Raw genomic sequence first — 1703 nt, forward strand, 5'->3', positions numbered from 1 at the left:
TTATATTTCCATTTATTTCTTTTATTGTAGATATATATTTATTATAATCCATTGTTTTTATGTGTTTACCGGTATCAATACTGTATTCTTTAATCTCATCTATTTTTTCTCCATTTACTACTATTAATTTTTTTTCATTTTCTGATATAAATATAGATGGAATTATATATTTATAATTTATATTTAATTTTATCTTTTTATTTGTGTTATTTCTATCAAAAATATAAAATGAATTATAATCTTCAAATTTTACTATATAATTTTTTGAAACTGCTAAAGGGATTGAATCATAAATCTCTATCTTTTCATTATTTAAATAATATATGAAACCACTTCTTGTAGAGTAATCTAAATTAAAAATCAAAGCATTTAGCTGCGAGTTAAAATAAAAATTATTTGTAATATTTTTTATTGAATATAATTTTTTTAGTTCCATGGTACCCGTAAAATTATGATTATAGTATTTAAAAATCATTTTATAGTAATATTTACCTTCAAAATGTGTCTCTCCCAGCCATTTAAGCCAGTTTTTAGCATATTCTTTTAATTTTTCCTCCAGCATTTTTTCTGAAAGGATTCCAGATTCCTGATATAATTTCTTTAGTTCATTATAACCATACTTTTTTGTAATAAAATCAAAAAATGAAATACCAAAAGTATAACCATTATTATAATTAAAGAAAATCTTTTTAAACTTCTCATTAAACGTCAACACTTTAAATTCATCAGAATCTATTATTATTTTTTTTATTATTTTATTATAACTATTTATAACGTACGGATTATCATACCATCTAAACCAGCTTGCAAAAGCTTCATCTATATATGGAACTCCACTTTTACCCCATAATATACCACATAAACCATGAACTATTTCATGTGGAACAGCCCATATGGTTGAAAAAATAAAGGTTTTAATTTTATCCTTATCTATTATCCCTGTAGTAAATGATGCATTCTCGTTAGAAAATGCCAATTTATCTGCATCATTATTAATAATTACAATAACAATTTTTTCTGGGATTTCTTTTTCTTTAAATACTTTAATAAAATAATCTACCTCATCCTGAAATATTTTTGCATAAACAGCAATATGTTTTCTAAATGGAGAATCTTTTTCAAAATAAATCTCTAGATTTTGTGTTTTATATTTAACATAATATTTTTGTACATATTCATATAATGAATGCAATTTATTTTTATCGATTTTTACATATCCATATAGTATATTACCAAATAATATTATAATCAATAAAAATAAAATTTTTAAGTATTTCAAAACATCCACTCCTCTCATTTTATTAATAGATAAATGGGTGTTCAATTTTGAACACCCTTGAAACTAATTACATGAACTTGGAACTAATATAGGTGGTATATAATCTTCCCCGGAACAATTAATTTCCAAAATTCTATCTATGCTCCCCGGAGCACAGGTAAATAAACAGGACATTCCACCATCTCCGGCACCTGGATCACTATCACACGGCGTTAAATCTGATGAATCTGATAAAATCCCTGGTTCATTCAAACTAATAATTTTGAATGACATATCAATACCCCCTTTTAGAATTATTACAATAAAGCCACCTCAAATAGCAACTTTATTGCTTATTTCTTTTTATAATAAAACCATTGCCCATTCATATTCTAATTTTATGAGTTTACAAAAATAAATTTAAAATTATATTATCCCTGATAAC

2 protein-coding genes are annotated in these 1703 nt (G+C 24.1%); both read right to left on the reverse strand.

Annotated features, from left to right (window positions below):
- Positions 1-1279 (reverse strand): hypothetical protein (locus AS160_RS08940; RefSeq protein ID WP_165147907.1); only part of this gene is annotated, 1279 nt, incomplete at its 3' end.
- Positions 1280-1342: 63 nt separating this feature from the next.
- Positions 1343-1552, reverse strand: coding sequence for a hypothetical protein (locus AS160_RS08945; RefSeq protein ID WP_165147910.1), 210 nt, complete (start codon positions 1550-1552; stop codon positions 1343-1345).
- Positions 1553-1703 lie beyond the last annotated feature (151 nt).

Source organism: Marinitoga sp. 38H-ov, from assembly GCF_011057715.1.
GTDB lineage: Bacteria > Thermotogota > Thermotogae > Petrotogales > Petrotogaceae > Marinitoga.